Raw genomic sequence first — 26,688 nt, 5'->3', positions numbered from 1 at the left:
GGACGCCGGCCACCCCCTGGATCGATGGAAGGGATGACGTTGATGGAGATCAACGCCGGCGATACCGCCTGGGTCTTGGCAAGTGCCGCCCTGGTGATGCTGATGACACCGGGCCTGGCTTTCTTCTACGGCGGCATGGTGCGCATGAAGAGCGTGCTGAACATGATGATGATGAGTTTCATCACCATCGCCGTCGTCACCATCATGTGGGTGGTGGTCGGCTACTCTTTGACGTTCGCCGGCGACACCGGACACGTGGTCGGTGACTTCTCGGAGGTCGGCCTGAAGGGCCTGATGTCGCCGGACGCGGTGAGCGGCTCGACGCCGACGCTCGCGTTCGTCGCGTTCCAGTTGATGTTCGCGATCATCACGCCGGCGCTGATCTCGGGTGCGATCGCCGACCGGGCCACCTTCCGTGGCTGGATCGCGTTCGTCGTGGGCTGGACGCTCCTGGTGTACTTCCCGGTCGCGCACTCGGTCTGGTTCCTGCAGGACGGCGACGGCGGCTGGATCGGCGACAAGCTGAAGGCGGTCGACTTCGCCGGTGGTACGGCGGTGCATGTGAACGCCGGCGCCGCCGCGCTCGCGCTGGCCATCGTGCTCGGCAAGCGGATCGGCTGGAAGAAGGACCCGATGCGGCCGCACAGCCTGCCGCTGGTCATCCTCGGCGCCGGTCTGCTGTGGTTCGGCTGGTTCGGCTTCAACGCCGGCTCCGCGCTCAGCGCCGGCACCACCGCCGCGGTCACCTTCGTGAACACCCAGGCCGCGACCGCCGCCGCGGTGATCGGCTGGCTGATCATCGAGCGGATCCGGCACGGCAAGGCAACCACGCTCGGCATGGCGTCCGGTGCGATCGCCGGTCTGGTCGCGATCACCCCGTCCTGTGGTGCGGTCACCCCGGTCGGTGCGATCATCCTCGGCCTGCTGGCCGGTGCGGTCTGCGCCTTCGCGGTGTCGCTGAAGTACAAGTTCGGCTTCGACGACTCCCTCGACGTGGTCGGCGTGCACCTGGTCGGCGGTCTGTTCGGTTCGCTGGCAATCGGCTTCCTCGGTACGGCGGCGGCCCCGTCAGCCGTGAACGGTCTGTTCTACGGAGGGGGCGCCTCCCAGTTGGGTAAGCAGGCGCTGGCCAACCTGGTGGTCGGTGTCTACTCGTTCACGGTCGCCTTCATCCTCGGCAAGATCATCGACAAGACGATCGGCTTCCGGGTCACGGAGGACGACGAGGTCACCGGTGTCGACCAGGTCGAGCACGCCGAGACGGCGTACGACTTCCTGAGTGCGGCTGGTCTGCGCGGCGGGCTGTCGACCCGCCCGGCGGCTGCTGCGGCCGGAACGGACAATGGGACCACCGAGACTTCCGAGAAGGAAGGTGCCAACGCATGAAGCTGATCACCGCGGTGGTCAAGCCGCACAAGCTGGAGGACGTCCGGGCCGCCCTCGAGACGTTCGGCGTCACCGGGATGACGGTCACCGAAGCGAGCGGCTACGGTCGGCAGAAGGGCCACACCGAGGTCTACCGCGGCGCCGAGTACGAGGTGGACCTGGTCCCGAAGGTCCGGCTCGAGGTGGTCGTCGAGGACGGTGACTCCACGGACGTGGTGGACGTGATCGTCAAGGCCGCGCAGACCGGCAAGATCGGCGACGGCAAGGTCTGGGTGACGCCGGTGGAGACCATCGTTCGGGTGCGGACCGGCGAGCTCGACGGAGACGCGCTCTAGATGATCGATCGGGCAGCACAGCGGCGCGCCCGGGCCGAGGAGGCCGACGCGCTGCTGTACCTGCTCCTCTCCAAGGCCTGCGACGCCCTCGGTGTACCTACCGAGGGCGTCGCGCTGGTCGCAGTTGGCGGCTATGGCCGGGAGGAGCTGTCGCCGTACAGCGATCTCGACGTGATGCTCGTGCACGTCGAGGGGTACCCACGGGTGGACGAGCTGGCCGCACAGATCTGGTATCCGCTGTGGGACTCGCGGACCAAGCTGGACCACAGTGTCCGGACGATCGCGGACGCCCGGCAGGCGGCCGCCGACGACGTCCGGGTCGCTCTCGGTCTGCTGGACGCACGGCACGTCGCGGGGGACTCACATCTCACGCTGCAGCTGCGGTCCGTGCTGATGGCGGACTGGCGGCGTACGGCGCGCTCTCGCCTGCCTGGGCTGGCTCAGGCCTGCCGGGACCGCGCCTCGACGGTCGGTGAGCTCGCGCACCTCGCCGAGCCCGACCTCAAGGAGGCGTACGGCGGTCTGCGGGATGCCGTCGTACTGCGGGCGTTGGTGGCCTCGTGGTTGGTCGACGTACCGCATCCGGTGGTGGAGCGGGCCCGACTGGACCTGCTGAACATCCGGGACGAGCTGCACACGGTCGCGGGGCGCTCGACCGACAGACTGGTCGCAGACCTGGCCGGTGAGGTCGCGTCCGGGCTCGGTCTGTCCGGACGGGACGAACTGCTGCGGCACGTGTACTCGACCGGCCGGACGCTGGCTCACGTGTGCGATGTGTCCTGGCGGCGCGTCGAGAGCCTGATGACCAAGCCGCGACGGTCCGCCAGGCGCCGGCAGCGGTCTGGTGGGCCGTTGCTGCTGGCACTCGATGACGGAGTCGGTCAGCACGAGGGCGAAGTCGTGTTGATGCCGGATGCGCGGCCGGAGCGGGACGCCGTACTGGGTGTGCGGGCTGCTGCTGTCGCCGCCGATCGCGAGCTCGTCCTGTCGCCTGCGGTGTGTGCACGGTTGGCTTCTTCGGCTGCTGACCTACCCGAGCCCTGGCCGGGGGAGGCGCGGCGGTTGCTGTGCGCCCTGCTGGGTGCTGGCAGCGGACTGCTCGAAGTGTGGGAGGCCTTGGACCAGGCCGGCTACATCACGCGGATTCTGCCGGAGTGGGACTCAGTGCGGTTCCGGCCGCCGCAGTCGGCGGTCCACCGCTTCACTGTCGACCGGCATCTGCTGGAGACGTGTGTCGAGGCTTCGAAGATGGTGCGCGACGTACGGCGGCCTGACCTGCTGCTCGTCGCCGCACTGCTGCATGACCTAGGCAAGGCTGTCGACGGCGACCACAGTGTCACCGGTGCGGTCATCGCCCGGAAGGTGGCTCAGCGCCTCGGTTTCGCCGAGGCGGACGGGGACACGATCGCCTTGCTGGTCCGGCAGCACCTGATGCTCGCCCAGGTCGCCACCCGTCGGGACATCGATGACCCGATGACTGTCGACCTCGTCGTGGGCATCGTACGCGACACGGAGACGCTGGATCTTCTGGAGGCGCTCACGTACGCCGACGCCCGGGCGGCGGGTCCTGCGGCGTCGTCGCCGTGGCGGATCCGGCTGGTCGGTGAGTTGTGCCGGCGGGTGCGCGGTGAGCTATCCGGGGGAGGGGAGGGCATGTGGACCGAGGCTCCGCCTATTCCGGTGCCCGTGTTGCACCAGGTGGTCGGCGTAGGGCGACTGGGCCTGACGGTGACCGACCATCACGGTGACCTCCGGGTCAACGTCGCCGTACCCGACCAAGTGGGCACGCTGTCGACTGTTGCCGCCGTACTGGCGGTCGAGCGGCTCGCAGTGCGGTCTGCCGTCATCACGTCCGTTGAAGGGCTGGGGATCTCGCAGTGGACGGTCGCTGGCTCGCCGCCTGACCCGGTGCGGTTGCGTGACCGGCTCGCGGTGGCACTGCGGGACGACACCGACCTGGTACGCCGCTTGGCCGCGCGTGACTCGTCCGCCGTCAAGCAGCGGGTCGCCAGCCGGGTGGACCTGTTGCCTGGAGCATCGGAGACAGCCACTGTGCTGCAGGTGCGCGCACACGACCGCCCTGGACTGTTGTACGACGTCACCGCGGCCATAGCGTCCACAGGCGCTGACATCCGCTCTGCACACGTCAGCACGCTGGGTGCCGAGTGTGTAGACGTTTTCTACCTCACGGATCGCTATGGCTCGCCGCTCGAGGAGGAGGACGCGCGCACGACGGCAAAGTCGGTTCTCGATCGTCTGACCTTCTAGTCTCAGCTACGTGGATGTCGTAGCAGCCTTCCAGCGCCAAGCGATCGCCTGCGAGGACCTAGGGTCCCCGATGTACGCCGAACTGCTTCGGCTGATCGTGGACGACTACGAGCTCGGTGGCTCGTCAGTCGAGGTCCTGGCCGGCTATGAGGACCGTTCGTTCGGTGACGCGATCGGACTGCGGCTGCTGGCTGCTGTGCACGGGCTCGTGCTGTCCGGTTCGGCGCCTGAGCTGGCGGCGTTCTACCCGAGCATGGGCGGGTCGTGGGACCCCGTGCTCGGGTGGGAAGCGTTCGAGCAGGTGCTGCAGTCGCGGTCGGGCGAGATCCGATCGCTGCTGACCCAGCCGCCGCAGACGAACGAGGTAGGCCGGGCCGCCTCGCTGTACGGCGGTCTGTTGCACCTGGTCGATGCGCTGCCGCTGCCGGTGCGGCTGTTCGAGATCGGTGCGAGCGCTGGGTTGAACCTGCGGGCCGATCACTACCGGTACGTCGCCGACGGGACGTCGTACGGACCTACGGACAGTCCGGTGGTGTTCGATCCGGCGTGGACCGGGCCGGTGCCAGCTGTCGAGCTGCGGATCGCAGAGCGGGTGGGATGCGACATCGCGCCGGTGAACCCGTTGTCGGCGGACGGTGCGCTCACGTTGACGTCGTACGTCTGGCCAGACATGCCGGAGCGGCTGGAGCGGTTGCGTGGTGCGCTGACGATCGCACGGCAGGTGCCGGCTGACATCCGGCGCGAGGACGCCGTCTCGTTCCTGCAGGGCCTGGAGCTGTCGGAGGGGCACGTCACCGTCGTGTGGCACTCGATCATGTGGCAGTACCTGCGCCGGACCGACCGGACAGCAGTGGAGGACCGACTGAACGAGCTCGGTGCGCAGGCGACCGACTCCAGCCCGTTGGCCCATCTCCGCCTCGAGCCGCACCACACGCTCTCCCACGGCCGCGGGACGGACGGCTGGGAGTACCGCGTCGACGTCCAGACCTGGCCCGGCGGCGAGCTCCGGGTCCTCGGGAGTGCCGCGCCCCACGGGCAAGACCTGGTCTGGGATCCCCGGTTCAGCTGAACGACCCGACGAGCGTGTCGGTGAGCTCGGCCGCGTAAACACCGTCGGGATCTAGATCGGGGTCGAAGATACCGATGTCGATCCCGACGCATTTCGCCGACGCCAGCAAGGGCTGGAGCAGTGCTCGAAGTTGGGCGTGATCGATGCCGCCGGGGTCGGGACTGTCGACCGCCGGCATCACCTCGGCGTCGAGAATGTCCACATCCAGATGCACCCAGAACCCGTCGAGCTCACCCCGCCCCAGGTGCTCGAGTGTCTGCGCCGCCGCCAGTGCTGGATCCGCTGCGATGGTACGAGCCGGCCACACCGGAATCCCAGCCTTCTCGACATCCCCGACGTACTCGTCGTCCTCCCGGATCCCGAGCAGCGCCGCATCCGGGTCCTTGACGTACGCGCACAGTTGTTCGAGATCGGTGAGATCCGCCTGCCCACGCCCGGTCACCAGTGCGAGCGCCTCGCCTCCCGCAGCCCCGACGTACGGCGAGTTGTCGACGGTCCGGAAGTCCGAGTGGCCGTCGAGATAGACGACGCCGTACCGCCCCCGCCGCTTCAACGCCAACGCCGGCCCGAGCAGGTTGCTGCACTCACCACCCAGCAACACCACGAACTTGTCCTCGTCGAGCAACCGCCCGACACGATCCGCCAACTTCACCGTGTACGACGCCATTCCCACCGCGTTGAACACGCCGTCCCCCGGCTTCCACCCCGCCCGGTCATACCGAGGCGGCGTCACGCACCCCGCATCCGCAGCCCCGATCCGCCCCAAAAACCCCAGATCCCGGACCGCCCCCGCCAACTTGTAGCACCCCGGCACAGCCCCCTCCACCGGAGCCCGCAAACCCAAATTTGAAGGCCCATCCACCACCACCCGCCGCTTCCCCACAAACCTCTCCTAACCGGTAGTCGATCGTGTATCGGTTAGATCCTTTCGAGACATCCTCGGCCTGTCAATCACTGCCAGTGGTCCGTGTGGTCATCCACAGCTTCTGGTCGAGCCGCTCCCGGACTGTCGGTCGGTAGTCCTCCGCAACCTCGTCACTCCAGGGGAGTCCGCCGGTCGTCCTCGGCCGGCAGCTCGGAGATCAACCCGAACACGTCCTCCTGAGCCTCGAAGACCGCATCCATCACCTGATCGATGAGCAGCCACTGCCGCGCCCTGAACTGTTCGTCAAAGCTCTGACGATCCATCGTTCTCCTCTGCTAGTCAGGTCTCGAGGCTCGGAGGCCGGCTGGCTGTAGGCGCCCGTACGACGGGTCCCGACCCAGCACCCGTGCGACGAGCACCCTGCCCAAGCCGTGGTCGTTGGGCGACGGCACCGGTGGCCGGCGCCTGCGCAGACAAGAACCGCAAAGTGTCGACCTGCGCAGGCTGCGCGGTGACCTCCGCGATCCCACGCACCCGCGGATCATCGCCGAACGGCCCCGCCTCACCGAGCCGATAGTGCCGCCGAATCTCATCGACCGTCGAGTTCAGCTTCATCCGGATCTCCTCCGCGACGCGCTCGCCGATGCTCGCGGGATAGTCGCGCAGCGCAGGCCAAGCCTCGTGAAGCATTGCCCGGATGAGCGCCGCTCGCACGGCGCGCTCATGGTCCTCGTCGTACGGAACCACGTCGCAGAGACGATTGCGGACGACGCCGCTCGCGAGGCGGTCGAAATGCATGGCCGCCGGTCCGGCGACGAGTTCGTCCGTGAGTTGCTCGCGGGACCTGAACGGCCCGCCGGCCTGATCGAGCAGTCGGTCAGTCGCCGCGTAGACACCTTCGTACTGCGGTTTGGGCAGCACCACATCTCGATAGCCTGTCCGCCAGGTGAAGGCCTGGAAGTCCTCCATGGCTCGCACTTCAGCAACGCCTTCGGTCAGGCCGAGTGAGTGCCTCGAATGTATGGCGTTCGGCTCGGTGAGGGCCTTCAGCTCCATGCCGGCGTGAGTCGACTCGTGCAGGACCGTGGCGAGTGCTTCGGCCTGCTCGACCGCGTGCTGGTGCGAGGTAGTGCCGGTCAGGTACGGCACCACGAGCCTGCCTGAGAGCCGGACAGCGCCACTCGTCGGGCTGACGCTGCCCCAAACCGAGGCGTCGGTGGCGTAGAGCTCGCCGTTCCATCTGTCCACCGGCGTCGGCCGAAGTGCACGGGCGATCCGGTACAGGCGCACGAACTCTTGGTACACCGGGGAATCGCGCGGGATCAGCCGGTCGCCCGCATTCACAGGTCAGCTTCCTGGGCCGGCAGGGCTGTCGTCGGTCCAAGTCGGCTCACGAAGCTCGGCTTCGAGATGATCCAGCACGCGGGTCATCGCCCTGATGTGGGGTGCCTCGTCCCTGGGTGCGCGGTCGGCGATCGCCCAGATGCGGCGGCGTGCTTCCTGTAGAGCGCCGATGCGTTCCTCGACTGTGTCGCCCGTACGGTACGAATCGGCGTGGATCGCACCGGCTTCGTGGTACAGAGCACTCCATTGCCGTGGCGGGGCGGGCGGAACAGCCAGCGACTCGATCAAGCTCAGGGCCCACTCACGGTCCTCGGAGGTGTCGTCGTCCGAGACCAATGCGCGTAGCCGCGCCTGTTCTTTGCCGACATCTGCCTGCTCGGTCCTGATACGCCGTCTGGCTCCGGTGAAGGCCGAGTTGAACTCCGCGATATCCATCCCTGTCCCTTGTGCGCTGTCCGTCACTGTCTCGGTGCAACCGTAACGAGATGCGCGCCTCCGCCGCCGGAGTTATCCACAGGTTGGGGGGCCGGTAGACTCGGGGGGTTCATTGCTTCGAGGAAACGGACTGTTTCTCGTGTTCGACACGCTTTCCGATCGGCTCTCGACCGCCTTCAAGAATTTGCGGGGCAAGGGCAAGCTGACTGATGCCGACATCGATGCGACCACCCGGGAGATCCGGATCGCGTTGCTGGAGGCGGATGTCGCGTTGCCGGTGGTGCGGGAGTTCATCGCGGCGGTCCGCGAGCGGGCCAGTGGCGCCGAGGTGCGCGGCGGGCTGAACCCGGCGCAGCAGGTCATCAAGATCGTCAACGAGGAATTGGTCAACATCCTCGGTGGCGAGACCCGTGAGCTGCGGATGGCCAAGCGGCCTCCGACGGTGATCATGCTCGCCGGTCTGCAGGGCGCCGGTAAGACCACCCTGGCCGGGAAGCTGGCCAAGTGGCTGAAGGAGACCCAGCACCAGACGCCGATGCTGGTCGCCGCCGACCTCCAGCGGCCGAACGCGGTCACCCAGCTCCAGGTGGTCGGCGAGCGGGCCGGCGTACCGGTGTTCGCGCCCGAGCCGGGCAACGGCGTCGGCGACCCGGTCGAGGTCGCCCGCAAGGCGATGACCGAGGCGCGCGACAAGCAGCACAGCGTGGTGATCGTCGACACGGCCGGCCGGCTCGGCATCGACGAGGACATGATGAAGCAGGCCGCGGACATCCGCGACGCGGTGCAGCCTGACGAGGTGCTGTTCGTCGTCGACGCGATGATCGGCCAGGACGCGGTGACGACGGCCCGCGCGTTCGAGGACGGTGTCGGTTTCGACGGTGTCGTGCTGACCAAGCTCGACGGTGACGCCCGTGGTGGTGCCGCGCTGTCGATCGCGCAGGTGACCGGCCGCCAGGTGATGTTCGCCTCCAACGGCGAGAAGCTCGAGGACTTCGACGTCTTCCACCCCGACCGGATGGCTTCGCGCATCCTCGGCATGGGCGACGTGATGAGCCTGATCGAGCAGGCCGAGCGCACCTTCGACGCCGACGAGGCCGCCAAGACCGCGGCCAAGCTGCAGAAGAAGGGTGGCAAGGACTTCACGCTGGACGACTTCCTCGCCCAGATGCAGTCGGTCCGCAAGATGGGCCCGCTGACCAAGATCTTCGGCATGCTGCCCGGCGCGAACCAGTTCAAGGACCAGCTGGAGAACTTCGACGAGCGCGAGATCGACCGGATCGAGGCGGTCATCCACTCGATGACGCCGGCCGAGCGAACCGATCCGAACATCATCAACGGCTCCCGCCGGGCCCGGATCGCGAAGGGTTCCGGCACCGAGGTCGCCACGGTGAGCGGTCTGGTCGAGCGGTTCTTCGAGGCGCGGAAGATGATGGCCGCGATGGCCTCCGGCAAGGGCATCCCGGGGATGCCCGGGATGCCTGGCATGCCCGGTGCGGGTGCGGGCGGCGCGCGGAAGGCGAAGCAGCAGGCGAAGAAGGGCAAGAAGCGCGGCTCGGGCAACCCGGCCAAGCGGGCGAACCAGGGCAGCCCCCAGCCGCAGGCACCGCGGCCAGGTCAGCTGCCGGCCGCGTTCGGCGGCGGTCAGAACGGTGGGGACTTCGAGCTGCCCGACGACCTCAAGAAGATGCTGGGCGGCGACAAGTAGCCAGCGGTACGCCGGTGCCCGATCGGGCGAACCTTCCCACGGGAACCGATCGGACCGGCGTACGGCGGCCGGATGTCGGAACTGTCATCCGGTTGGCTGGTCCGGTCCGGGCATCGTCGGCGTACGGTGAAAACCGGGGGATGAACTCTCGGTGACGTCGGGCGGAACTGCCCTCGGGTACCCGGTTACTGCATGAAGTGGCGCACCGTTACCGGTTGTCCACGACCCTGTGACGACTAAGATCGTGCCTACGCCCGAGAGTTACACCACTGCGGAATGCGCCGAGGACGGTTCGATGAGGCAGCAGTTCAAGAACCTGGACACGTGGCGGGGGAAGTTGTCCGCGACGTGTGCGTGCTTGGCTCCGCCTACCGCGATGGTCGCCGTGTTCGTCGTCGGTGGTGTCACCTCGAACACGTTCATCGTCGACGCGCACGCGCTGTCCGCACCGCGCCAGGACGCGGTCTTCGACGACCTGGCCAACAACGTCCCGAAGCAGCCGGGTGCCGACGGCAGCCTGCCGACGCAGGAGAAGTCGACGATCCAGGTGCCTGTCACGGGTACGACGGATGGCACGGTGCAGCCGATTCCCGGCATCACCGGCGACACCTCGGGCATCCCGGGCACGGTGCTGGCGGCGTACCAGAAGGCTGCGAACGATCTCGCGCTGACGACGCCCGGCTGCCACCTGACCTGGCCGCTGCTGGCCGGCATCGGCAAGGTCGAGTCCGCGCACGCCAGCGGCGGCAAGGTCGAGCCGAACGGGACCACCCGCGGCAAGATCCTCGGTCCGGTGCTGGACGGCGGCCCGGGGATGGCCGCGATCGCGGACACCGACCAGGGTGTGTACGACGGCAACACCAGCTGGGACCGTGCGGTCGGGCCGATGCAGTTCATCCCGGGGACGTGGACGACGTTCGGCGCGGACGGCAACGGTGACGGGGTCAAGGACCCGCACAACGTGTTCGATGCGGCTCGGGCGGCCGGTGACTACCTCTGTGCGGGCGGCGCGAACCTGGCCGACCCGCAGGGCTTGGTGCAGGCGGTGCTGCGCTACAACCACTCCATGGACTATGTGTCGACCGTGCTGCGGTGGATGCAGTCGTACAGCAAGCAGACGGTGACGATCCCGGACACCCAGGGCGAGATCGCCACGCCGGACGACAACGGGAACGTCGACCGGACGAACGACCCGACCCGCCAGACGACGACGCCTACGCCGACTACGACTCCGATCGTCGTGCCGACCACCGCGCAGCCGACGACGGCGCCGACCACGGCACCGACCACCCCGAAGCCGACGACGCCGAAGCCGACGAACACGCAGGCGACCCCGCCGACCACGACGCCGAAGCCGCCGTTCACACCGACTCCGACGCCGAAGCCGACCCCCACGCCTACTCCGACGCCGACGCCGACGCCGACTCCGACGCCCACGGACACTCCGACGCCGACGCCCACTCCGACGCCGACTCCCACGCCGACGCCGACCTGTACGCCGACGCCCACCGGCACTCCGACGGAGACCCCGACGCCGACGCCGACCGAGACCCCGACGCCTTGCACCGCCAGCGGCCCGGAGTCCGAGCCGACCCGGACGGCGGCGGCAACCCCCAGTCAGGCACCCCAGACCGGCAACTGAACCAACTCCGGCAACGGGACCAGGTGCGGCAACGGGACCAGGTGCGGCAGCGAGACCAACTCGGGCAACGGGACCAACTCGGGTAACCGGGTTTCAGCGTCGGGTAACTGGGCAGATTACCTGGCGGTTCGCGCCCTTCCGCGGCGCCCGTTCACGCTCACGGAACGCCTGTCCGGTGCCGGTTTTCAGGCGTGTTGGCGGGTCAGGTAACTTTGCGTCGTCTTGAGGTAACTTTCTGGCGTATAGCTCGTTGAGGGGACTATGCGCCTAACCCGTAGTGGTAACCGTCGGGTCAAAATCATCATCGCTTCACTGTGCACAGCCCCGCTCCTGGTCGGGGCCATCGTGACAGTCGCCTCGGGCGGAGCCGGTGCCTCCGGCAACCTCGCGGCGGACAGCCCGGTCGCCCCATCGCCTGGGGCCGGACTGAACAGCGGTGAGTTCGACGAACTGACGATGATCGTGCCGCAGCGTCCCGGGGTGGACGGCCGGCTCGGATCCGACAAGCCCGCCCGCGCCGACGTGCCCGTGCAGGGAGCGACCGACGGACGCTCCGTCGTCCGGCCCGGTCGGCCGAATGCGATCAACGGCATCCCGCGCGGGGTGTTCCCCGCCTACCGCCGCGCCACCGCGAACCTCGCCGTTGTCCGGCCGAACTGCGGGCTCACCTGGCCGTTGCTGGCCGGGATCGGCAAGGTCGAGTCCGACCACGCCAGCGGCGGCCGGGTCGACGTGGCCGGCACCACCCGCGGCAAGATCCTCGGCCCGGTGCTGAACGGTCGCCGCGGCAACGGCCGGATCACCGACTCCGACAAGGGCAAGTACGACGGTGACTTGATCTGGGACCGCGCGGTCGGGCCGATGCAGATCATCCCGCAGGTGTGGGACGAGTTCGGGGCTGACGGCAACGGCGACGGCTACCGCAACCCGAACAACGTGTACGACGCCGTCACCACGGTCGCCGTGGTGCTGTGCTCCGAGGGCGACGACCTGAAGCAGCCGCGCGACCTGGTTGCCTCCCTGCTGCGGTACCAGCACTCCAAGGACTTCGTCGCCACCGTGCTGAAGTGGATGCGGGTCTACAGCAAGAACGCAGTGCTGGTGCCGAACGAGAAGGGCGGCCTGTCGATGCCGAAGTCGACCGGCAACGCCGAGCGGAAGGTCGACCCGCGCGAGGTCCCGGACGTCCCGGACGAGACCACGCCGACGACCAGGGCGACGCCGACGCCGACGGTGCAGCCGTCGACGCCGGTCGGCGAGGTGACGCAGCCGGATCCGATCGACACCCCGACGCACAAGCCGACCCGGCCGACGCAGACGCCGACGAAGACTCCGACCAAGACCCCCACCAAGACGCCGACTCCCACGCCGACGCCGACCCCCACGCCGACTCCGACGGACACGCCGACCGGCACCCCGTCGAACACCCCGTCCGGTACGCCGTGCGCCGGCGACAACGACCCGACGACGTCGACCTGCACTCCAGGCGGCGGTTCCCACGGCTGACGCAAGCATCAGCGGCTGACGCGAGGAACGGCTGACGTGAGCGACGGCTCACGTCAGCAGTGGCTGACCTGCGTGGCCGAAGCCGGATACGGTCGGCGGTATGACCGAACCCGGCGTACTCAGGCTGGTCGGCACGGTGTTGCCGGCCGGTGAGCAGCAGGAGATCCATCTCAGCGGTGGGCTGGTCGTCGACCGGCCCACCGCTGCCGATGTCAGCACCGTGCACACCGGCGGCTGGATCCTGCCCGGCCTGGTCGACGCGCACTGTCACATCGGCCTCGACCAGCACGGCGCCGTCGACGAGGCGACCCAGGAGCAGCAGGCGATCACCGACCGGGATGCCGGTGCCCTGCTGGTCCGGGACGCGGGCGTGGCGTCGGACACCCGCTGGATCGACGACCGTGCGGACCTGCCGAAGATCATCCGGGCCGGCCGGCACATCGCTCGCTCGAAGCGGTACATCCGCAACTACGGCTGGGAGATCGAGCCGGACGAGCTGGTCGCGTACGTCGAGCAGGAGGCGCGCCGTGGAGACGGCTGGGTCAAGCTGGTCGGCGACTGGATCGACCGGGACGCCGGCGACCTCACCTCCTGCTGGCCGGCCGAGGCACTGAACGCGGCGATCGCCCGCGCCCACGAGCTCGGCGCCCGCGTCACCGCCCACGTCTTCGGCGAGCACGCCCTCCCGGATCTGCTTGCCGCCGGCATCGACTGCATCGAGCACGGCACCGGTCTGCTGCCGGACATGCTCGACCGGATGGCCGAGCACGGTGTCGCGGTGGTCCCGACGCTGATCCAGCTGGAGAACTTCCCGCAGTACGCCGACCAGGCCGCCGCCAAGTTCCCGGTCTACGCAGCCCACATGCGCGACCTGTACGACCGCCGCCTCGAGCGGCTCCGGGACGCCTACGAGGCCGGCGTACCCGTGTACGCCGGGACCGACGCCGGCGGTGTCCTCGGGCACGGCCTGGTGGCGCAGGAGATCCAGGCCATGACCACGATCGGCATGTCCGGGGAGGAAGCACTGAGCGCAGGCTCGTGGGGTGCCCGCGAGTGGCTCGGTGCCCCGAGCAACCTCCAGCCGGGTGATCCCGCCGACCTGGTCGTGTACGACGAGGATCCGCGGGCGAATCCCGCCGTACTGACGCACCCGAGGCTGATTGCACTGCGTGGCAGCGTTGTCTTCAAGCGGTGATGGGAAAGAATTCACTCAAACACTGGCTTTGACGGAAGATTTTCCCTTAGCGTGACACCCGGGACCGCCGACGCCCCTCGGCGGACCAGACCTGGGAAGGAACCCCATGGGGAAACTCCAGCGTTCCAGGCCGCCGCCACGAAGTACGACGTACCGCGTGAGGTCCTCGTCAGCGTCGGATTCGCCGAGTCGCATCTCGACGGCCACAACGGTCAGCCGAGCCAGGCGAACGGCTACGGCGTCATGCACCTGGTCAGCAACAACCAGAACGCGACGATGTCCGAGGCAACCAAGCTCACCGGCCTGCCCGTCGAGAAGCTTGCCAAGGACAACGCGTCGAACATCACCGGCGCGGCCGCCGTCCTGGACTCGTACGCCGACCAGGCCGGCCTCACCGATCGATCGAACCTCGGCAAGTGGTACGGCGTGATCGCGAAGTACTCGCACTCTGCCGACGGCCCGACCGCCCGGCTGTACCCGACGAGGTCTACCGGATGATCGGCACCGGAGTCCGCGCCGCCGGCGTCATCACCGCACCGAAGAAGGTCACCCCGGATCTCGGCGCCTACGCCAAGGTCGCCCCGCTCGGGACCCGCACCAATTCCTCGATCCAGGCTGTCGACTACCCAGGCGCGATCTGGAACGCGGCCAGTACCAGCAACTACCGGGTCGGCCGGACCCAGGCGATCTCCACCATCGTCATCCACGTGACCCAGGGCTCGTACGCCGGCACGATCAGCTGGTTCAAGAACCCGTCGGCCCAGGTCAGCGCGCACTACGTGATCCGGTCCAGCGACGGCCAGGTCACCCAGATGGTCGCCGAGAAGGACACCGCCTGGCACGTCCGGACCGAGAACCCGTACACGATCGGCATCGAGCACGAGGGCTTCGTCGACCAGCCGTCGTGGTTCACCGACGCGATGTACCGCTCGTCGGCTGCGCTGACCCGCAACATCGCCGACCGTCGGGGCATCCCGAAGGACCGGGCTCACATCAAGGGCCACAGCGAGATGCCGAACAACGACCACACCGACCCAGGTCCGAACTGGAACTGGATCTACTACCTGCAACTGGTGAACGGCAGCGACCCGAACCCGCCGGAGTACAACTTCACCACCTACGGCAGCGGCGTCCGGGTCCGCTCGGCGCCGAAGCTGACCGCCTCGATCGTCACGGAGCTGCCCGGCCCGACCCAGGTCTTCGTCACCTGTCAGGTGCAGGGCGACCCGGTCACCGCCGAAGGCACCACGAACAGCTGGTGGTCCAAGCTCCGCGACCAGGGCGGCTACATGACCAACATCTACATCGACGACCCGAACGCCAAGCTCCCCGGCGTACCAGACTGCTAGAGCCTGAAAGGTAGAGCCTGCTGTACCGACTGCGGCGCTCGCGATGCCGCACGATAGACGCATGCTGACGAAGATTCTGTCCCGGGGTGGCCCAGCCGCTGGGTATCTGGTGATCCGGTACCTGAAGGCGGTCGTGTTGCTGGCCGCACTGCCGATCAGCCTGCTACTCGGCTGGGTCATCCCGGGCGTCACGGCCGGTCTGGTCAAACTGGCCAACAGCGAGCGGTACCGCGCCGCGAGGTACCTCGGTGTGCCACAAGCGCCGCCGCTGCCGCCGGCATTGCCCCGCGCGCCCGGCGACGTCGCGACACTGTTCGGGGACAAGTCGTTCAGGCGCAGTCTGCGGTGCCTGCTGATGCCGCTGGTGATGATCCCCGAGCTGCTGGTCGCGGTCATCTCCGTGATCGGTGTGCCGAGTGCGATTCTCAGCATGCTGCTCTGGTGGCTCGCCCCGGGCAACTTCAGCCTGATGGGCCTCGACGTCGACAGCTGGTTCGAGGCGCTGACACTCGGCCCGCTGCAGGTAGGGGTGAGTCTGTGGTTCCTGGGGCGGGTCGGCCCGGCACTGGCCCGCGGTCACGCCAAGGCCGCGCTCAGCCTGCTTGCACCGACCGAATCGCAGCTGGAGACCTCCAGACTCGCGCAGCGGGTCGAGGAGCTCACCAAGAGCCGTGCCGGCGCGGTGGACTCGCACGGTGCAGAGCTACGCCGGATCGAACGCGATCTGCACGACGGCACTCAGGCACAGCTGGTGTCACTGGCCATGCGGATCGGTATCGCCAAGCAGACCATGGCAGACGACCCGGAGAAGGCGGCCAAGCTGCTGGATGACGCCCGTGACGGCGCAGAGCAGGCCATGAACGAGCTGCGCGGCGTACTGCGGACCATGTACCCGCCGATCCTCGCCGACCGCGGTCTGGCCGGCGCGGTCTCCGCACTCTGCGCTCGCTGCCCACTGCCGGTGGACCTGCGGCTTGGCGACCTCGGCGACGTCCCGGCCGCGGTCGAGGCCGCCGCGTACTTCGTCGTCGCCGAGTCCCTCACCAACATCACCAAGCACTCCGCCGCCGGGCATGTCGACGTACGGATGGAGCGGCGCGGTCCTGAGCTCTGCCTCGTCATCACCGACGACGGGATCGGCGGAGCGCGGATCAACGAGCAGTCCGACCTGCTGGGCCGGGGGAGTGGGCTGCATGGCATGCTCCACCGGGTGCAGGCGATCGACGGTCACTTGGAGCTGCAGAGCCCGATCGGCGGGCCGACCACCGTCGAGGTGATCCTTCCGTGCGGGTAGTGATCCTCGAGGACAACCCGATCCTGGCCGAGGGCCTCGGTCTGCTGCTCGGCAACTCCGGCTTCGACGTCGTCGCGGTGGCCGGCGACGCCGACGGTTTCGCCAAGGTCATGAGCGAGCACGATCCCGAGATCGCGATCGTCGACGTGCGCCTCCCGCCGACCTTCACCGACGAGGGCCTCCGCGCCGCGATCGAGGCACGCCGGGTCCGCCCCGGGCTTCCGGTGCTGGTGTTCTCGCAGTACGTCGAGGAGATCTACGCGGCCGAACTCCTCGCCGCCGGCAGCGAAGGCGTCGGTTACCTGTTGAAGGACCGCGTGTCCCGGGTCGACGAGTTCCTCGAGGCCGTACGCCGGGTGGCCGCCGGAGGGACTGTGCTCGACCCCGAGGTGGTCAGCCAGTTGATGGTCAAGCGGAGCAGCCCGCTGGACCGGCTGACGCCCCGCGAACGCGAGGTACTCGCGCTGATGGCGGAGGGACTCGGCAACACGGCGATCGCGGAGAAGCTGGTGATCTCCGAAGGAGCCGTCCACAAGCACGTCGGCAACGTCTTCCTCAAGCTCGACCTGCCGCCGACCGACTCCGGTCACCGCCGGGTTCTCGCCGTCCTCGCGCACCTTGGTTTGTGAACTCTTGACTGCTCGTACGCAGTAGGACACTCTCAGGTGCGAGAGCGCTCTCATGCACCGAACCGCCCCTAGGTGAGGAGAGTTCCAGATGAAGGTCCTACTAGCCGCCGTGCTCGCGGCGACCGCGGTGACCGTCCCCAGCCAGGCCATCGCGGCGCCGGAACCTCTGGCAGTGCCAGGGCAGGCGACAGCGATGCAGCGTGACTTCGGACTGACCGAGCAGCAGCTGCAACAGCGCCTCGAGGCCGAGACGTCGGCCGCCAAGCTGTTGCCCGCGGCCCAGAAAGCTGCCGGCGCCGACTTCGGTGGTGCCTGGTACGACGACGCCACCCGGAAGCTGGTGGTCGGGCTGGCCCGGCCGGATCACGCGACCGCCGTGCGTGCCATGGGCGCCGCGGTCACCGCCGTACCGGTGACTGCTGCCGCCTTGGACAAGCGGAAGGCCGCCGTCGACAAGTTGGCCGGCAAGGCCGTGCCGGCTGCGGTCAGTGGCTGGGCCGCCGACCCGCGCACCGGCAGTGTGGTGATCAACGTCCAAGCAGGCAAGCGATCCCAGGCCGTCGACGTGTTCGTGGCCAAGGTCGCGCGCGCCGGAGCGGTCTCGGTTCGCGAGGTCGCTGCACAGGCGCCGACCACGTTCGCGGCCGGCACCGTCGGCGGCGACCCGTACTACGTCAGCAACATCCGCTGCTCGATCGGCTTCTCCGTGTACGGCGGCTTCATCACCGCCGGCCACTGTGGTCGCAGCGGCACGGTCCGCGGCTGGGACGGCTCGGACCTGGGCGCGTTCCAGGGCTGGTCGTTCCCCGGCAACGACTATGCGTGGGTCTCGGTCGGCAACGGCTGGTGGACCGTGCCGGTGGTGCTCGGCTGGGGCCAGGTGAGCGACCAGCTGGTCCGCGGCTCGTGGGAGGCGCCGATCGGCTCGTCGGTCTGCCGCAGTGGCTCGACCACGCACTGGCACTGCGGCATGATCCTGGCCAAGAACGAGACGGTGAACTATGGCAACGGCCAACTGTTCTATGGCGCGACCAAGACGAGTGTCTGCGCCGAGGGCGGGGACTCGGGCGGTTCGTTCATCACCGGCGACCAGGCGCAAGGCGTGACGTCCGGCGGCTGGGGCAACTGCACCAGTGGCGGTGAGACCTGGTTCCAGCCCGTCAACGAAATCCTGCAGGCCTACAACCTCACACTGCACACCGCCTGAATCGGCGAAGCCCGGATCCCCTGGCATATCAGGGGATCCGGGCTTCGATTGGTCAGGCCGTCTCGTCCGGCACCGACTCCAGCACCGGCTTCCTGTCCTTCGTGACGCTCAGCGAGTCGATCAGCTGCTTGGCGAGCGCGAAGCCGGAACCACCCATCGTGATGGTCTTCACCAGGGTGTCCTCGATGCCCTGGGCACCGTTCAGCACGACCATGTTGCCGACCTTCTCGAACGAGCCCGCCGCCGCGGCGACGATCTGCGGGTAGGCCTCGGCCAGCTGCTGCGCGACGACCGCGTCGGTGTTCGTGGCCAGTGCCTCGGCCCGGGCCTTGATACCGGCCGCCTCGGCCATCGCCTTCGCCTGGACAGCGGCGGCCTCGGCCTTACCGGTCAACTCGGTGGCCTTCGCCTCGGCCTCACCGCGCAGCTGGACCTCGCGGGCGTTCGCCTCGGCGGCCGCGATCTGGGCGTCACGGGCGGCCTGGGCCAGCGTGCGCTGCTTGTACGCCTCGGCGTCGGCCGGCTTCAGCACCGACGACTCGAGCTGCTTCTCGGCCAGTGACGCGTTCAGCTTCGCGGTCTCCGTCTCGGCGACGACGACCTCCTGCCGGGCCAGCGCCTCGGCCAGCGGACCGGACTGGGAGGCCTTCGAGTTCGCCTGATCGACCTCGGCCTGGTAGCCGGCCTGCGCGATCGAGCTCTGCCGGACCGCGGCGGCCTTGGCCGCGGCGGCGACCTGCTCGCGTTCGGTCGCCTCGCGGTCCCGCTCGGCCTGCGCGATCCGGGCCGCGGCCTCGACCGCGGCGGCCTGCGGACGGCCGAGGTTGCGGATGTAGCCGGACTCGTCGTCGATCTCCTGGATCTGCAGCGAGTCGACCACCAGGCCGAGCTTCTCCATGTCGCCGGCCAGCGAGCCGCGGATGTTCGTGGTCAGCGTCTCCCGGTCGTGCAGCATCTCCTCGACCGTGGTCGAGCCGACGATCGCCCGCAGGTGACCCGCGAACAGCTCGTGGATGGTGCTCATCACCTGCTCGTCGCTCTGCTCCAGGAACCGCCGGGCCGCGTTCGCGATCGAGCCGTAGTCGTCACCGACCTTGTACGCCGTGACGCCCTTGATGTGTAGCGGGATGCCCTGGCTGGACACGCAGGTGACGGTCAGCGGGGTGGCGCGGATGTCCAGCGGCAACCGCCGTACGGTCTGGAAGCCCGGCAGGACGGCGGTGCCGCGGCCGACGACGATCTTGAAGCCGAGGGTCTCGTTCACCTGCTCCGTGCTCGAGTGCGCGCCGAGGCCGGAGATGATCAGTGCCTCGTTCGGCTCCGCCACCCGCCAGACCGTCCGGAACAGGATCAAGAGGACGACCACCGCCACGGCAGCGATGATCACGTACGTCCAGAGCATTTCCCCTCCAAGGGAACAAAGTTAGATGGCGCGAGCGACGTACACGGTGCGCGGCGGGTCGAAGTCGACGACCACCACCTGCGTGCCCACCTCGATCACCTCGTCGGTCGCGGGGTAAGCGTAGAAGGCCTCGGTGGCACCCCGGACCGGCAGCATCACCTCGCCGACGATCCCCGGTGCGATCCGGCCGATCACACGTCCCCGCTTGCCCACCATGACGACCCTCCGACGCAACTCCGCCTGCTCCAGTTCCCGAAGCCTAGCCGTCCGCGTGCTTGTGGCCGGAGCGGTACGGGCGCATTGTTGAAGCGTCGGCCTGGGGATGGGGAGGGGCGATGGACGAGGACGTCCAGGTCGGGATCGTCGATGAAGGGGCAGACGACGAACAACTCGAGGTACTGGCGCTGCTGCTGCGGCAGGAGTTGCTGATGCTCGACGTCCGGTCGGTCGAGCCTTATCGCGAGGGCGAGGCGCCGGACGGTTCGCGGGGTGGTCTGGCTGCCATCGCGGGGGTGCTGAGCGTCTCGCTGGCGCCAGGGCTGCAGGTCCTCGGATCGGTCGTGACGGTGGTGCGCGACTGGCTTCGCCGGTCCGGCACCGGGAGGACGGTGAAGCTCACGATCGAGGGCGACGTCATCGAGCTGTCCGGCGCCAGCGACGAAGTGCAGCAGCAGTTGGTCGACGCGTTCGTACGACGCCATGCCGGAGCGGACGTGTGAGATGGACGGTTCCCGCGTCGCGCTCGTCGTGGCGAACGACCAGTACGACGATCCCGGGCTGAGGCGCCTGGTCGCACCGGCACAGGACGCGGCCGCGTTGGCCGAGGTGCTGGCCGACCCGTCGGTCGGCGGGTTCGAGGTGCAGGTGCTGCACAACGAGTCGGCGCAGGAGATCCGGTTCGCGGTCGAGGACTTCTTCGCGGACCGGGCGCCGGAGGACCTGCTGTTGCTGCACTTCTCCTGCCATGGCTTGAAGAACGCGGCCGGTGAGTTGTTTCTCGCGGTCGCGGACACGAAGCCGACCAGGCTCGCGTCGACCGCTGTCGCCGCGGACTTCGTCAACCGGCAGATGGCGGACAGTCGAGCGCAGCGGATCGCGCTGTTCCTGGATTGTTGCTACGGCGGCGCGTTCCCGCGCGGCATGGTCGTCCGCGCGGCCGGTGAGGCCCAGGTCCGCGACGCCTTCGCCGGTCAGGAAGAGGTCGGCGGTGGGCGCGGCCGGGTGATCGTGACCGCGTCGAGTGCGATGGAGTACGCCTTCGAGGGCGGTCAGTTGGCGACCGGCGCGGCGCCGGCTCCGTCGGTGTTCAGCAGCGCGGTCGTGGACGGGCTGACGACCGGCGAGGCGGACCGGGACGGCGATGGATGGATCGGACTCACCGAACTGGTCGGGTACGTGACGGATCGGGTCCACCGCGTCACGCCGAACCAGAACCCGCAGATGTGGACCTTCGGCTCCCAGGGCGAACTCCTGATCGCCCGCAGTCGAGTCCGCCGGATCACGCCCGCCCCACTGGCACCTGAGTTGCTCGAGGCAATGGAGAGCCCGTTGCCAGCGGCAAGGTTCGGCGTGGTCGACTACCTGCGCGAGCGGTTGGGCGGGACCGATCTCAGCCAGGCCTACGCTGCCTGGCAGGCGTTGCAGCCGATGGTGAACGACGACAGCCGCCGCGTCGCGGAGGCCGCTGCGCAGGCTCTGACGGATGGTGTTCCGCGGGTGATTCCTGCGACGCTCGACCTCGGTCCGACGGGTTCGGGTGAGCTCCGGTTGGAGGGTACGCCGATCGCCCTGACCGCAGTCGCGTCCTCGAGCGTCCCCTGGCTGAAGGTGGAGCAGGATGGCGCGACCGTCCGGGTCCGCACTGAGGCCCCCGGCGATGAGGAGGCATCGGTCGTCATCAGCGGGCCGACCGGCGAGCAGACGATCCCGGTCCACCTGACCATGCCGGACACCGAGTCCGAGCCGCCACCACCACCCCCCGAACCCGAACCGTCCCCACCCCCACCACCACAGCCAGAACCTCCCCACCAGGAACCGCTCGTACGGACCCAGGCCGAGCCGCCCGCCGCAAAGCCCGAACCGCCCGCAGCCAAGCCCGCGGTCTGGCCGGTGCAACCGCCCGCAGCCAAGCCGGTCGCCGCGCAGGTGGTCACCCCCACGCCGGTCCCAGCCACCGGAGCCCCCACATCCAGGCCGCCGTGGTGGCTGATCGCCGTACTGGTCACCGGCTCGGGACTTCTCATCTACCTGAACTGGCCGGGAGCGCAGTACTCCCGCTATCTCTGGAAAGACGCCGACAACACCGGGTGGTACCTGTACCGCACCTGGTACGACCCGGCGATCCTGTCCTCGGTCGTCGCCTTGCTGGCGAGCCTGCTCGCGCGGGGGGCCGGAACGGTCGCGCTCGGAGTCGTCGCGGGCTGCGCCGTGTCCCTGATCCAGGGCGGCCTGCTGATCCTCGGCGCCGGCCTCACCTACATCGAGACGGGCACGTGGCTCGCCACGACCGCGGTAGCCGTCGTCCTGGCCGCAGCACTCCTGATCGCGCTGCGGCCGCGGAGCTGGCCGCTTCAGCCTGTCCCGCCACCGGCCGCGGCCATCGCCGTGGGCGGTGTCGCCCTGATGCTGGTGAGCCCGTCGATCAAGCACAGCGACGGCATCTCGTTCTTCACCGTCACTCCGCTGGCAGCGCTGCACGCGATCGTGGCGCTCGGACTCGCTTGGTCGGCCCTGGCCGCGGTCGAGGCCAGAACCAAGCTGTGGTTGACCGCGGCCACGGTGACCTACTCGGTGATCGGCATCGTCGGCGCGATTCCGGCCTGGAGCGAGGGCCATTCACCGGCCGACTTCCTCACCGGCGCGGCCGGCAACGTGCTGATCGCGATCGCCGTACTCATCCCCGTACTGCGCCCTCAGTCGCACCCTTGATGAACTGGCGGGCGAAGATCGCGAAGACGATGACCAGGGGCACCATCGCCATCAGCGCTCCGGTCATCACCATGCTGTAGTCGACACCGTGCGACCGGTTCAGCGTGGACAGCGCCACCTGCAACGTGAGGTGATCGGGGTTGGTCAGCACGATCAGCGGCCACATGTAGTCGTTCCAGGACGCGACGAACGTGAAGATGCCGAGGAACGCCAGCGCCGGCCGGGCCGACGGCAACGCGACATGCCAGTAGGTGCCCAGGAAGCCGCAGCCGTCCAGCGTCGCCGCCTCGACCAGTTCGTCGTGGATGGAGTTCTGGAAGTACTGCCGCATCCAGAAGATGCCGAAGGCGTTCGCCGCCCCGGGGATGATCAGCGCCTTGAGTGAACCGACCCAGCCGAGCAGCGCCATTGTCTGGAACTGCGGTACGGCGGCCAGTTGCGCCGGCAGCAGCATCGTCGCCAGCAGTACGACGAACAGCACCCGCCGCCCGGGGAACCGGAACTTGGCGAACGTGAACGCGGCCAGCGAGTCGAAGAACAGCACCAGCAGTGTGGTCGAGATCGCCACGACCGCGGTGTTCGCCATCGACTGGAAGAACGCCACGTTGGCCAGCACGTGCCGGACGTTGTCGTCGAACTGCCCGCCGAAGGTGAACTTCGGCGGGAAGCGGTAGATGTCCGCCGTACTGTTCGACGCCATGATGATGGTCCAGGCGAACGGGAACATGAACACCAGCAGGGCCACCACGAGGGCGGCGTGCAGCGCGATACCGCGCAACCGGTAACGCGTCATCGGTCCTCTCCTCGCCCGCGGAAGATCCGCCAGTTGATGGCCGTGAACAACAGCACGAGCAGGAAGATGCTCAGTGCGATCGCGGCGGCGTACCCGTAGTCGTTGTCCAGGAACGCGGCCCGGTAGAAGAACAGCACCACCGTCATACCGCTCTGGCCGGTGCCGCCGCTGTTACCGACCATCACCTGCGGCTCGGTGAACGTCTGCAGACCGCCGATGGTCGAGATGACCACCGTGAACAGCACCACCGGTCGCAGTTGCGGCAGCGTGATCGAGAAGAACGTCCGTACCGCACCGGCACCGTCGACCTTGGCGGCTTCGTACTGCTCCCTCGGAATCGCCTGCAGGCCGGCCAGGTAGATGAGCGTGTTGTACCCGACCCACTGCCACACGATCATCGTCGAGATCGCGATCTTGATCCCCCAGGGCTGGCCCAGCCAGTCCTGCTCGGGGATGCCGAGCGCACGCAGGCCGGCGTTGACCAGGCCGAAGTTCGTGCTGAACACCGAGCTGAAGAAGATCGCCATCGCGACCAGCGAGGTGACGTTCGGGATGAAGTAGGCGATCCGGTAGACGTTGGTGAACCGTACGGCGGATTGCAGCATCACCGCGAGGACGAGCGCGATCGCCAGCGTCGGGATCGTGGACATCAGGAACAGGACGACCGTGTTCTCCAGCGACTGCCAGAACGTCGGATCCTGGACCAGGAACCGGAAGTTGTCCAGGCCGGTGAACCGGCGGGCGCTGAGGCCGTCCCAGCGCTGGAACGCCAGCACGATCGTCGACAACATCGGGTACAGCCCGAAGACCGCGAACAACAGGTAGAACGGCGACAGCGCCAGGTAGAACCGCCAGTACGACCAGACCCGCCGACCGGGCCGCTGACCGGGAGGGGCCCCGGTCAGCGGCGCGGTCGAGGGCGGCACGGTCGCCGTACCGGTCATGGGGCCTCCCGGCCTGGACTGAGGAGCGGAGGGAGCGAAGCGACTGGAGCGACGAGGGAAGGCCGGGAGTAACAGCCCCATGACCCGCCGCGCCGGAGGCGCGGCCATGACTCGGTCACTGCACCCCCTGCCGCTTGGCGATGGCCTTCGCCTTGGACACCGCGGAGGCCCAGGCGGCGTCGGAGGTCTTGGAGGCGGTCTGCACCGTCTTGAGCTCGTCGTGGAACGGCGCGGCAACGGCGTCGTCGAACGGACTCTGGTACGCCACCGGGATGGCCTTGGCGGCCGGGCCGAAGGTGTCGATCGGCACCTGCCCGCCGAAGAACGGGTCGGCCGCCTTCAGCTGCGGCTTGTCGTAGGCACCGGGAGCCGAGGGGAAGATCTGCGCGTCGGCGAAGGCCTTGGCCTCGTTGTCCGCGCTGAGCATGTACTTGATCACCTCGAACGCCTTCTGCGGGTCCGCCGCGTTCTTGGTGATCGCGAGGAACGAGCCGCCGAAGTTCGCCGGGCCGCTCGGTGTCGGGGCCAGCCGCCACTTCCCGACGCTGGTCTTGACCGCGGACTTGATGTCGAGCGCCACCCAGGCGGCACCGATGTGCGCCGGGATCGTGCCCTGGTCGAGGCCGGCGTTCCAGTCCGGGCTGCCGCTCGGGGTCTTGCCGTCGATCTTCAGCGTCATCGCCTTGACCGAGGTGTCCCAGGCCTTGCGGATGTGGTCCTGGTCGCCGATGAACTTGTTGTCCTTGGAGATGTACCGCTCGGTGCCCTGGCCGACGACCATGTCGTACAGGTCGGTGGCGTCCCAGACCAGCGGGGCCTTCGGGTTCTTCGCCTTCAGCTCGACCCCGGCGGCGAAGAAGTCGTCCCAGGTCTTCAGCTGCTCGGCCACCTTGGCCGGGTCGCTCGGCAGTCCGCCGGCGGCGAAGACGTCCTCGCGGTAGAACAGGGCGGTCGGGCCGACGTCGATCGGCAGGCCGAGCACCTTGCCGTCCAAGGTCGTCGCCTGCGCGACCTTCCAGTCCAGGTAGTCGCCGAGGATCGAGTCCGCGCCGACTGTCTTCAGGTCCACGAACCGCTCGGCCTGCGGCAGCAGCGAGGCGATGTCCTCGCCCTTGAGGCCGGTGATGTCCGGGATCCCGGTCCCGCCGTTGAACGTGGTGATCAGCTTCTGCTTGAAGTCGCCGCCGATCTCGGAGTACTTGATCTTCGGGTCGGGGAAGTGGGCGATCGTGTCGTCGAGGACCGACTTGCCCAGGCCGCCCGGCCAGCACCACATCGTCAGCTCGGTGGTGGTGTTCTTCTTCGCCGTCGTCCCGGTGTCCATCCCGGACGAACAGCCGACGAGGGATCCACCGATCACGGCCGTGAAGCCCCCGAGCAGTGTCCGACGTGAGAGCTCCATTGGTTCTACCTTCCTGAGTGAGCGCTGATCAGCGCGTGGAGGTGGTGGTCTTCGGGGTGGGCGGTCTGCCAGGCCGCGAGGTCCGCCCAGCGGGGCGCGGCGTCGGCGCCGCCGAGCCGGGTGACCGACAAGGCCGCGGTGAGGGCGGCGAACCGCACCCGCTGCTCGAGCGGCAGCTCCCACAGCGTGGCGGCGATGAAGCCGGCGGCGAACACATCACCCGCCCCGGTGGTGTCTGCCGCCGGGACCTGGTACGCGGGTACGGCGACCTGTTCGCCGGTACGAGCGTCGAGAGCAAGGGCACCTGCGGCACCGTCGGACACGACCACCAGCGCCACCTGGTCCGCCAACCGGCGGAGTGCCTGCTCCGGAGTGTCCGTCCGGGTGTAGTTCATAGCTTCTTCGGCGTTCGGCAGGAACACATCGCAGTGCTCGAGCTGATCGAGCACTGCGGGATCCCACTGCTCCGACGGGTCCCAACCGACATCGGCAAACACCACACAGCCGGCCGCCTTCGCCTTCGCCAGCCACTCGTTCGGCCAGGGACCGATGTGGGCGGCAACGGCTCGAGCGGCCGGCGGTGCGGTGATCAGCTCGTCGGCTGACAGCAGGGGAGGGGTGCCCCGGGTGACCAGTGCCCGGTCTCCTGCGTAGGCAAGAGCCACGGTCAACGGGGTCTGCCAGCCGGCGAGCTTGCGGGAGAGAGTCAGATCGATGCCTTCCGCGGTCAGGCTGTCCCAGACGCGGTCGCCTTCGGGATCAGCGCCGAAGGCTGCGGCCAGGCCGGTCCGCTGACCGAGCCGGGCCAGAGCGACGGCGAAGTTCGCGATGCCACCGGGACTCTCCTGGGAGCCGGTGGCCCACACCTCGGTCCCTGGGCGCGGCGGAGTGGGCAGGCTGAGCACCAGGTCCTGGAAGACCAGGCCGGACACAACGACGTCCAGCGAACTCATCCACGTCCTCGCTTCGCTCCGGGCGCGGATGAGGGAC

At 68.5% G+C, this 26,688-nt stretch carries 25 protein-coding genes; 15 read left to right on the top strand and 10 right to left on the bottom strand.

The window, feature by feature from the left end:
* Positions 1-33: 33 nt before the first annotated feature.
* From ACZ3HV_RS16140 to ACZ3HV_RS16125, 4 genes are read left to right on the top strand one after another with little or no spacing between them, the layout of a single operon-like run.
* On the top strand, positions 34-1,386 hold the full coding sequence (locus ACZ3HV_RS16140) for an ammonium transporter (RefSeq protein WP_465684977.1): 1,353 nt from the start codon (positions 34-36) through the stop codon (positions 1,384-1,386).
* On the top strand, positions 1,383-1,721 hold the full coding sequence (locus tag ACZ3HV_RS16135) for a P-II family nitrogen regulator (protein WP_360365058.1): 339 nt from the start codon (positions 1,383-1,385) through the stop codon (positions 1,719-1,721). The genes ACZ3HV_RS16140 and ACZ3HV_RS16135 overlap by 4 nt, the downstream gene beginning before the upstream one ends.
* A complete protein-coding gene (locus ACZ3HV_RS16130; protein ID WP_465684975.1) occupies positions 1,722-3,989 on the top strand; it encodes a [protein-PII] uridylyltransferase in 2,268 nt (755 codons plus the stop codon).
* A gap of 10 nt (positions 3,990-3,999) precedes the next feature.
* Positions 4,000-5,058 carry a DUF2332 domain-containing protein gene (locus ACZ3HV_RS16125; protein ID WP_465684973.1) on the top strand — a complete coding sequence of 353 codons (1,059 nt, stop codon included), beginning with the start codon at positions 4,000-4,002 and terminating at the stop codon, positions 5,056-5,058.
* On the opposite strand, the gene ACZ3HV_RS16120 is transcribed toward ACZ3HV_RS16125, so the two are convergent.
* The 4 genes from ACZ3HV_RS16120 to ACZ3HV_RS16105 form a co-directional block, all read right to left on the bottom strand.
* Positions 5,051-5,791, bottom strand: coding sequence for an arginase family protein (locus tag ACZ3HV_RS16120; RefSeq protein WP_465684971.1), 741 nt, complete (start codon positions 5,789-5,791; stop codon positions 5,051-5,053). The genes ACZ3HV_RS16125 and ACZ3HV_RS16120 overlap by 8 nt on opposite strands.
* 302 nt (positions 5,792-6,093) lie before the next feature.
* Positions 6,094-6,246 (bottom strand): hypothetical protein, encoded by a 153-nt coding sequence (locus ACZ3HV_RS16115; protein WP_465684969.1) that lies wholly within the window; start codon positions 6,244-6,246, stop codon positions 6,094-6,096.
* A 16-nt stretch (positions 6,247-6,262) separates the two neighbouring features.
* Positions 6,263-7,267 carry a hypothetical protein gene (locus ACZ3HV_RS16110; protein WP_465684967.1) on the bottom strand — a complete coding sequence of 335 codons (1,005 nt, stop codon included), beginning with the start codon at positions 7,265-7,267 and terminating at the stop codon, positions 6,263-6,265.
* Positions 7,268-7,270: 3 nt separating this feature from the next.
* Positions 7,271-7,702 (bottom strand): hypothetical protein, encoded by a 432-nt coding sequence (locus ACZ3HV_RS16105; RefSeq protein WP_465684965.1) that lies wholly within the window; start codon positions 7,700-7,702, stop codon positions 7,271-7,273.
* Between the two features lie 139 nt (positions 7,703-7,841).
* Between ACZ3HV_RS16105 and ffh the strand changes: the two genes are divergently transcribed.
* The 9 genes from ffh to ACZ3HV_RS16060 all read left to right on the top strand — a co-directional run bounded on the left by ffh (position 7,842) and on the right by ACZ3HV_RS16060 (position 18,229).
* Entirely contained in the window at positions 7,842-9,407 is a 1,566-nt protein-coding gene (gene ffh / locus ACZ3HV_RS16100; RefSeq protein ID WP_465684963.1) for a signal recognition particle protein, read from the top strand.
* A 295-nt stretch (positions 9,408-9,702) separates the two neighbouring features.
* A complete protein-coding gene (locus tag ACZ3HV_RS16095) occupies positions 9,703-11,049 on the top strand; it encodes a lytic transglycosylase domain-containing protein (RefSeq protein WP_465684961.1) in 1,347 nt (448 codons plus the stop codon).
* A 345-nt stretch (positions 11,050-11,394) separates the two neighbouring features.
* Positions 11,395-12,555 carry a lytic transglycosylase domain-containing protein gene (locus tag ACZ3HV_RS16090; RefSeq protein WP_465684959.1) on the top strand — a complete coding sequence of 387 codons (1,161 nt, stop codon included), beginning with the start codon at positions 11,395-11,397 and terminating at the stop codon, positions 12,553-12,555.
* Positions 12,556-12,655: 100 nt separating this feature from the next.
* The gene (locus tag ACZ3HV_RS16085; protein WP_465684957.1) at positions 12,656-13,750 is read left to right on the top strand and encodes an amidohydrolase family protein; all 1,095 of its coding nucleotides are present in this window, start codon (positions 12,656-12,658) and stop codon (positions 13,748-13,750) included.
* A 51-nt stretch (positions 13,751-13,801) separates the two neighbouring features.
* Positions 13,802-14,248 (top strand): transglycosylase SLT domain-containing protein, encoded by a 447-nt coding sequence (locus tag ACZ3HV_RS16080; protein ID WP_465684955.1) that lies wholly within the window; start codon positions 13,802-13,804, stop codon positions 14,246-14,248.
* Positions 14,245-15,099 (top strand): N-acetylmuramoyl-L-alanine amidase, encoded by an 855-nt coding sequence (locus ACZ3HV_RS16075; protein ID WP_465684953.1) that lies wholly within the window; start codon positions 14,245-14,247, stop codon positions 15,097-15,099. Before ACZ3HV_RS16080 ends, ACZ3HV_RS16075 begins: the two co-directional genes overlap by 4 nt.
* Positions 15,100-15,160: 61 nt before the next feature.
* Positions 15,161-16,393: a sensor histidine kinase gene (locus ACZ3HV_RS16070; RefSeq protein WP_465684951.1), complete on the top strand. Its 1,233-nt coding sequence runs from the start codon at positions 15,161-15,163 to the stop codon at positions 16,391-16,393.
* Positions 16,384-17,022, top strand: coding sequence for a LuxR C-terminal-related transcriptional regulator (locus ACZ3HV_RS16065; RefSeq protein WP_465684949.1), 639 nt, complete (start codon positions 16,384-16,386; stop codon positions 17,020-17,022). Before ACZ3HV_RS16070 ends, ACZ3HV_RS16065 begins: the two co-directional genes overlap by 10 nt.
* Positions 17,023-17,110: 88 nt before the next feature.
* Positions 17,111-18,229: a S1 family peptidase gene (locus ACZ3HV_RS16060; RefSeq protein WP_465684947.1), complete on the top strand. Its 1,119-nt coding sequence runs from the start codon at positions 17,111-17,113 to the stop codon at positions 18,227-18,229.
* A 52-nt stretch (positions 18,230-18,281) separates the two neighbouring features.
* Here the strand turns inward: ACZ3HV_RS16060 and ACZ3HV_RS16055 are convergent, their stop codons facing one another.
* Together ACZ3HV_RS16055 and ACZ3HV_RS16050 are read right to left on the bottom strand one after the other, a co-directional pair.
* Positions 18,282-19,631: an SPFH domain-containing protein gene (locus tag ACZ3HV_RS16055; RefSeq protein WP_465684945.1), complete on the bottom strand. Its 1,350-nt coding sequence runs from the start codon at positions 19,629-19,631 to the stop codon at positions 18,282-18,284.
* 21 nt (positions 19,632-19,652) lie between these two features.
* Positions 19,653-19,847 carry a hypothetical protein gene (locus tag ACZ3HV_RS16050; RefSeq protein ID WP_184830799.1) on the bottom strand — a complete coding sequence of 65 codons (195 nt, stop codon included), beginning with the start codon at positions 19,845-19,847 and terminating at the stop codon, positions 19,653-19,655.
* A 119-nt stretch (positions 19,848-19,966) separates the two neighbouring features.
* Between ACZ3HV_RS16050 and ACZ3HV_RS16045 the strand changes: the two genes are divergently transcribed.
* Positions 19,967-20,350 (top strand): hypothetical protein, encoded by a 384-nt coding sequence (locus tag ACZ3HV_RS16045; protein WP_465684943.1) that lies wholly within the window; start codon positions 19,967-19,969, stop codon positions 20,348-20,350.
* A gap of 1 nt (position 20,351) precedes the next feature.
* Positions 20,352-22,559 (top strand): caspase family protein, encoded by a 2,208-nt coding sequence (locus ACZ3HV_RS16040; protein WP_465684941.1) that lies wholly within the window; start codon positions 20,352-20,354, stop codon positions 22,557-22,559.
* Here the strand turns inward: ACZ3HV_RS16040 and ACZ3HV_RS16035 are convergent.
* The 4 genes from ACZ3HV_RS16035 to ACZ3HV_RS16020 all read right to left on the bottom strand — a co-directional run bounded on the left by ACZ3HV_RS16035 (position 22,525) and on the right by ACZ3HV_RS16020 (position 26,651).
* Entirely contained in the window at positions 22,525-23,352 is an 828-nt protein-coding gene (locus ACZ3HV_RS16035) for a carbohydrate ABC transporter permease (protein ID WP_360365094.1), read from the bottom strand. The genes ACZ3HV_RS16040 and ACZ3HV_RS16035 overlap by 35 nt on opposite strands.
* Entirely contained in the window at positions 23,349-24,296 is a 948-nt protein-coding gene (locus tag ACZ3HV_RS16030; protein ID WP_465684938.1) for a carbohydrate ABC transporter permease, read from the bottom strand. Before ACZ3HV_RS16030 ends, ACZ3HV_RS16035 begins: the two co-directional genes overlap by 4 nt.
* A gap of 115 nt (positions 24,297-24,411) precedes the next feature.
* Complete coding sequence (locus tag ACZ3HV_RS16025) at positions 24,412-25,698, bottom strand: ABC transporter substrate-binding protein (RefSeq protein WP_465684936.1); 1,287 nt, start codon at positions 25,696-25,698, stop codon at positions 24,412-24,414.
* A gap of 5 nt (positions 25,699-25,703) precedes the next feature.
* Entirely contained in the window at positions 25,704-26,651 is a 948-nt protein-coding gene (locus ACZ3HV_RS16020; protein ID WP_465684934.1) for a carbohydrate kinase family protein, read from the bottom strand.
* Between the last annotated feature and the right edge of the window lie 37 nt (positions 26,652-26,688).

It is taken from the genome of Kribbella sp. NPDC020701 (genome assembly GCF_055562215.1).
Note: the sequence above shows the minus strand (reverse complement) of the source record. Positions and strands in the feature narration are given on the sequence as shown.

What these genes read in the sequence shown, in the direction of transcription:
- ACZ3HV_RS16025 (WP_465684936.1), bottom strand. Translation starts at nt 25,698, where the DNA reads ATGGAGCTCTCACGTCGGACACTGCTCGGGGGCTTCACGGCCGTGATC.
- ACZ3HV_RS16020 (WP_465684934.1), bottom strand. Translation starts at nt 26,651, where the DNA reads ATGAGTTCGCTGGACGTCGTTGTGTCCGGCCTGGTCTTCCAGGACCTG.
- ACZ3HV_RS16045 (WP_465684943.1), top strand. Translation starts at nt 19,967, where the DNA reads ATGGACGAGGACGTCCAGGTCGGGATCGTCGATGAAGGGGCAGACGAC.
- ACZ3HV_RS16140 (WP_465684977.1), top strand. Translation starts at nt 34, where the DNA reads ATGACGTTGATGGAGATCAACGCCGGCGATACCGCCTGGGTCTTGGCA.
- ACZ3HV_RS16070 (WP_465684951.1), top strand. Translation starts at nt 15,161, where the DNA reads ATGCTGACGAAGATTCTGTCCCGGGGTGGCCCAGCCGCTGGGTATCTG.
- ACZ3HV_RS16085 (WP_465684957.1), top strand. Translation starts at nt 12,656, where the DNA reads ATGACCGAACCCGGCGTACTCAGGCTGGTCGGCACGGTGTTGCCGGCC.
- ACZ3HV_RS16060 (WP_465684947.1), top strand. Translation starts at nt 17,111, where the DNA reads ATGAAGGTCCTACTAGCCGCCGTGCTCGCGGCGACCGCGGTGACCGTC.
- ACZ3HV_RS16105 (WP_465684965.1), bottom strand. Translation starts at nt 7,702, where the DNA reads ATGGATATCGCGGAGTTCAACTCGGCCTTCACCGGAGCCAGACGGCGT.
- ACZ3HV_RS16115 (WP_465684969.1), bottom strand. Translation starts at nt 6,246, where the DNA reads ATGGATCGTCAGAGCTTTGACGAACAGTTCAGGGCGCGGCAGTGGCTG.
- ACZ3HV_RS16095 (WP_465684961.1), top strand. Translation starts at nt 9,703, where the DNA reads ATGAGGCAGCAGTTCAAGAACCTGGACACGTGGCGGGGGAAGTTGTCC.
- ACZ3HV_RS16035 (WP_360365094.1), bottom strand. Translation starts at nt 23,352, where the DNA reads ATGACGCGTTACCGGTTGCGCGGTATCGCGCTGCACGCCGCCCTCGTG.
- ACZ3HV_RS16075 (WP_465684953.1), top strand. Translation starts at nt 14,245, where the DNA reads ATGATCGGCACCGGAGTCCGCGCCGCCGGCGTCATCACCGCACCGAAG.
- ACZ3HV_RS16030 (WP_465684938.1), bottom strand. Translation starts at nt 24,296, where the DNA reads ATGACCGGTACGGCGACCGTGCCGCCCTCGACCGCGCCGCTGACCGGG.
- ACZ3HV_RS16050 (WP_184830799.1), bottom strand. Translation starts at nt 19,847, where the DNA reads ATGGTGGGCAAGCGGGGACGTGTGATCGGCCGGATCGCACCGGGGATC.
- ACZ3HV_RS16040 (WP_465684941.1), top strand. Translation starts at nt 20,352, where the DNA reads ATGGACGGTTCCCGCGTCGCGCTCGTCGTGGCGAACGACCAGTACGAC.
- ACZ3HV_RS16130 (WP_465684975.1), top strand. Translation starts at nt 1,722, where the DNA reads ATGATCGATCGGGCAGCACAGCGGCGCGCCCGGGCCGAGGAGGCCGAC.
- ACZ3HV_RS16055 (WP_465684945.1), bottom strand. Translation starts at nt 19,631, where the DNA reads ATGCTCTGGACGTACGTGATCATCGCTGCCGTGGCGGTGGTCGTCCTC.
- ACZ3HV_RS16135 (WP_360365058.1), top strand. Translation starts at nt 1,383, where the DNA reads ATGAAGCTGATCACCGCGGTGGTCAAGCCGCACAAGCTGGAGGACGTC.